This is a genomic window from Verrucomicrobiota bacterium, from assembly GCA_027622555.1.
Classification (GTDB): domain Bacteria; phylum Verrucomicrobiota; class Verrucomicrobiia; order Opitutales; family UBA2995; genus UBA2995.
The window spans coordinates 1-4,433 of sequence record JAQBYJ010000217.1 but is presented as its reverse complement, the minus strand read 5'-3'; the positions used below and the strand labels follow the sequence as shown (position 1 = coordinate 4,433).

The window sequence follows — 4,433 nt, the reverse complement described above, 5'->3', positions numbered from 1 at the left end:
GGATTTTGTAACTTCATCAAAAGCCTCTGCATATCCCTTGGCTGTGAGCGCATTCTTGAGGTTCTTATGGGATTCACCCTTTTCTTCGGTCCATTCACCAGACTCTACCATTTGGATGAGTTCCCGAGTTACCTGATAGCCTTCGATTGAAAGGGAATGATAGGTGTCGTATTCCTTTAGCTTTTCAAACTCTTTAACATACCCCGTCTTAAAGGGTTTCCTCCTGGTCTTTGGAAAATGTTTAATGACTCCTTCGCGCATCTGCATCCACAGTGTTTTCATTCGCGCCACATGGGGAGATTTTACTCGTTCAGATAGGGCAAGTAGGGGAGGCTGATCAAACGGGTTCTGTTCATTTAGATTTGGGTAGCCATTTGATTGGAGGATGTGCTCAAAATCTTTCTTAAATTGGCCCAATCCCAAATGATCCATAGCACCCATTAACCTCCCAGCCAAGGTGGGAGAATAGTTTTTGTCTTCCAGTAGCTGCAAGGCAAGTTCGCCGGGTTCAGACATACGAAGTGCGATTTCTGCGTTCTTGAAATTACTCCTGAAATATTTTGGCGAAACTCTTGTTAGAGATTCCTCCAAAGTCATCACCCAGACATTCGTTTCATCATACCGCTCCCGTTCAGCAGGTAGATTTTTTTTGTCCTGGTAAATTAAAATTGAGTTCCCGTTCGGCAGCTTAAGGATTGAAGTCCCTCCACTGGGGGCCAAGACGATCAATTGGTCGGGAATTGAAAGGTTTCCTGTGTGCAGATCCAGCGAGTGTTCAGCTGACAAAGAATATTCACCTTTAAAACGAAAGTCCAAATACGCACTTACGAAATCCCAATAATGGATTCCCCAAAAGGTGACATCGCCAGGATCAGCATCTGGTGTCCGAAGAGCATACCATCCCTTGATTAGCGGCACCAGCCAGCCCGACCTTAAAAGCCGAAGTCTGTCAGATTCAGCTAAAGCCGCACCTCGAACAATTCCATTTGGGAATTTCTCCTGAACATTCTTTAGCGATTGGGATATCTCTTTCTGGCCAAGTCTCATGTCAACTTTGTTTCAATTGGTATTAGAACTTTGTTTTATCTATTATGTCAACTTTGTTATACATGGAACCTTGACTTTGTTTTGTATGTCCTGAGGTGCAATGTGAATTTTTTAAACAGCTGAGTGCCGAGCCACTATCGCTTCAGTCTGTTTCTTCGATGATGTGGGAGTAATGATTATTGCATTCTTCATAAGATTGTGAGTTTAGGCGGTTCATTCGCCTCTGACAATCCTCCCATGTCATCTTTTTACCCTTTCCTTTGGATTTCATAGCTTGACAAGTGTAAGTGGTATCATAATGATACTGGTATGAAATCGATACATATTCGTGATCTTCGTGAGGAGACCTTGGCGGGACTCAAACGACGGGCTGCACGGCACAGGCGTTCTCTTCAGAAAGAGGTCCAAGTGCTCTTGGAAACTGCGGCACAAATGATTCCGGCAGATAGCGCTGTCGATAGAAAGTTGAAGCTTCATATCGTTCATTCTGGTGATAGTGCCTCTACCTGGAACCGCGATGAGATCTACGATGACCTCGGAAGATAAGCGACTCTTTGTAGACACGAATATTCTTTTAACGGCCAGTGATGCAGATCGCCAGCATCATGTGGACTGCTTGAAAGTTATTGAAACCTCGCAGTCTGGTGAGTTTTCATTGTTCACCAACGGTCAAGTATTTCGTGAATATCTAGTTGTGGCTACCCGCCCTAAGTTGAACAATGGACTTGGAATGCGTCCCAAGAGCGCGCTGAGCAATCTTGCTGAGTTCAGGTCCTGTATTCACTTGCTTGAGGAAAATGCCTTTGTTGTTGAAAGACTCGTCTCAATCATTCGGAAGCATAATCTGAGTGGTAAGCACATTCATGATGGCAACATTGCCGCCACCATGCTTGAGCATGGGTTGCAAAATCTTCTCACTCTAAATCCAGCCGATTTTAAGGGAATAGACGGGATTAGCATGGTGAATCCTGCAATTCTTTCGAAGCGCTCCTAGTCCCTGGTTCTCGGATTGCCTGGAATTTAGGTATATTGCTCTTTCTTGGCATTTATATCCGGGAATTATTTTTTTTAAAAAAAATAGCGGTTTTCCTTTTCCCGGACGTCAAAGAATTGAAACCACGTCTTCTGGTCAAATATTCGTTGTTTCAAGGTAGATAGAAAAGGTGCCTGTCCTAGAGATAGAAAAGGTGCCTGTCCTAGTTATTTTGTATTAATATGATACCGATTTATGTTTAACCATATGTGGCCGAATGACTGGTGGAACAGATGAGGAGTATTCAAAAATTATGGGTTAAACGCTTGCTTTGTGGCGATGGTTCCCCGAACCCGGAGTTCATCAATCCCAGGTTACCTTGACTTTGTACTGCCGAATTTTCTGATAGTTCGTAACCAATACCAGGTTTTTGCATTGTGCCTGGCTTACGAGTAACCGGTCGAACGGATCGCGGTGCAACAGCGGTAATTTTACAAGTCCGTATATAGCGGCGGTATCCACTGGAAGCTTCGTAAGGCCATGCCTGCCAATGAGCGGATCCATCCATCGTGAGGGCGGTTTGGCCAAAGGTAACTTGCCCAAGCTATATTTTATGACCATTTCGAAAATGCTGGCATCGCTGACGAAAACGTCGTTCAGCGGATCACGCAGCTTGGCTACTACTGCGGTGGGAAGTTTTTCGCTTCCATTGAAGTACCAAATAACCACGCAGGTATCGAGTAGAAAGCCCATACCGGCAAATTTCAGCTAAGGGGAGAAAAAGGTGCCGGACCTAGTATTTAAGTGTTTTCTGAAACGCTAAGGGTAAAAAGTAAGTTTCCTTGTGACCTTAATGGTGATCGAACTGCGGCAGTTGGGAGAATATCTAATTCTTACATGGACCAGTGGATATCCTCACTTTTGGAAATTTCAGCCTCTTGGATCGGTTGGGATTAGAAGAACTGGACCTAAATCGTCTTCACTAAAACAATCGGCTTAACTGGGTAAAGTGGACCGCTTCGGTTCCATCGCTGAACTTTTGATCGGCCCCATTGTAAATAATATAACGACGAGAGAGTTTGGCCGTTTTGTCGTTGAATCGGTCCAGACCTTTTTTGAAGGAAGCGTTGTAGGTGGAAGTGGATTTAATTTCAAAGCCAACAAGTTCTCGACCTGATTGTTGTATCAGATCGATTTCATTGCCGTGGGTATCCCGGAAGAAGTAGAGATTTGGCATCAATCCTTGATTGTACCTTGCTTTCATTGCCTCCAGTATTACGAGGTTTTCGAAGAGATTTCCCAATAAAGGGTCGCGGCTGATCTGTTCGGGTTTTTCTATGCCGAGCAGATAGGTCAGCAAACCCGTATCCGTGAAGTAATACTTTGGTGATTTGATAACTCGTTTTCCGAAATTTTCAAAGTAGGGAGCCAGTTTGAAAACGACGAAGGATGCTTCAAGAATCGAAAGCCATCGCTTGATTGTTTTCGCGTCAGCGCCGACATCACTCGCCAGACTGTCGTAGTTGATTATTTGTCCGACCCTACCGGCCAGCAACTTGATGAATTTCTCAAATAGCGTGGCATCCTTAAGCTGAATCAATTGCCTGACATCTCGCTCTACATAAGTTTGGTAGTAGCTGGCGTAGGCTGTGAGTGGGCGTTGCTTTTGGTCGTAAACTCGTGGAAGAAAACCGGTAAACAGGTAGTCTTCATATGAATTGAGTCCTTCACCGGCACTGGTGAGTTCCTTGATGGACAAGGGAAGCAAGTGGAGAATGCTCGTGCGTCCAGCCAAAGACTGGGCAACCGCTTCTCTGAGTTCCAATTGGTGTGAGCCCGTCAAGACGAATTGCCCGTTTCGCTTATCCGCATCGACCTTACCCTGCAAGTAGCTCAGTAAATGGGGTGCTCGTTGGATCTCATCGAAAATTACTTGATAGCTATACTTCGCCAGCAGTGCTTTGGGGTCTTCCCTGGCTATCTCGCGCGTTTCAGGATCTTCGAGAGTGACGTATTGGAAATTCGGAAGTGATGATTGGGCCAAGGTGGTTTTCCCGGCCTGGCGAGGTCCCAGAACGGTAACAATCGGAAACTCTGTAAGCTGTTTTTTTAGCTCCTTTTCTATTTGCCTCGGGATCATAGGTGCTAACTTAGGTGTGCTAAACAGGAATTCAAGTCCGGATTTGCACAAAAATGGAAACGACCCAAAAGGTGCCAGTCTTCGGTCCTTTAGTATTATATTGCCAATCCACGGTTACTCAGATGTGGCAGTATGATCATCAGGAAGGATCATCAGGAAGGGGTCATCAGGAAGGGGTCATATCTTCATTCTTGAGGATCATCGGTATGATCCGAGGACATCGGTAACAGATCTTCTAAGGACATCGGTAACACTTTTTATTGGCACTTATGC

At 45.0% G+C, this 4,433-nt stretch carries 5 protein-coding genes; 2 read left to right on the top strand and 3 right to left on the bottom strand.

Translation table 11 applies throughout. The annotated features are described in order from the left end of the window. On the bottom strand, nucleotides 1-1,047 hold a 1,047-nt coding region (locus O3C43_24810; protein MDA1069711.1), incomplete at its 3' end, for a hypothetical protein. A 309-nt stretch (nucleotides 1,048-1,356) separates the two neighbouring features. Here O3C43_24810 and O3C43_24805 point away from each other — a divergent pair. Together O3C43_24805 and O3C43_24800 are read left to right on the top strand one after the other, a co-directional pair. Further along, nucleotides 1,357-1,593 carry a hypothetical protein gene (locus O3C43_24805; GenBank protein MDA1069710.1) on the top strand — a complete coding sequence of 79 codons (237 nt, stop codon included), beginning with the start codon at nucleotides 1,357-1,359 and terminating at the stop codon, nucleotides 1,591-1,593. Beyond that, nucleotides 1,577-2,041 (top strand): type II toxin-antitoxin system VapC family toxin, encoded by a 465-nt coding sequence (locus O3C43_24800; GenBank protein ID MDA1069709.1) that lies wholly within the window; start codon nucleotides 1,577-1,579, stop codon nucleotides 2,039-2,041. Before O3C43_24805 ends, O3C43_24800 begins: the two co-directional genes overlap by 17 nt. A 342-nt stretch (nucleotides 2,042-2,383) precedes the next feature. On the opposite strand, the gene O3C43_24795 is transcribed toward O3C43_24800, so the two are convergent. Continuing rightward, nucleotides 2,384-2,773 (bottom strand): type II toxin-antitoxin system VapC family toxin, encoded by a 390-nt coding sequence (locus O3C43_24795; GenBank protein ID MDA1069708.1) that lies wholly within the window; start codon nucleotides 2,771-2,773, stop codon nucleotides 2,384-2,386. 229 nt (nucleotides 2,774-3,002) lie between these two features. Beyond that, nucleotides 3,003-4,160: an ATP-binding protein gene (locus O3C43_24790; protein ID MDA1069707.1), complete on the bottom strand. Its 1,158-nt coding sequence runs from the start codon at nucleotides 4,158-4,160 to the stop codon at nucleotides 3,003-3,005. Nucleotides 4,161-4,433 lie beyond the last annotated feature (273 nt).

Excerpts from the sequence above, each read along its gene's own strand:
- O3C43_24805 (MDA1069710.1), top strand. The coding sequence starts at position 1,357 with ATGAAATCGATACATATTCGTGATCTTCGTGAGGAGACCTTGGCGGGA.
- O3C43_24800 (MDA1069709.1), top strand. The coding sequence starts at position 1,577 with ATGACCTCGGAAGATAAGCGACTCTTTGTAGACACGAATATTCTTTTA.
- O3C43_24795 (MDA1069708.1), bottom strand. The coding sequence starts at position 2,773 with ATGGGCTTTCTACTCGATACCTGCGTGGTTATTTGGTACTTCAATGGA.
- O3C43_24790 (MDA1069707.1), bottom strand. The coding sequence starts at position 4,160 with ATGATCCCGAGGCAAATAGAAAAGGAGCTAAAAAAACAGCTTACAGAG.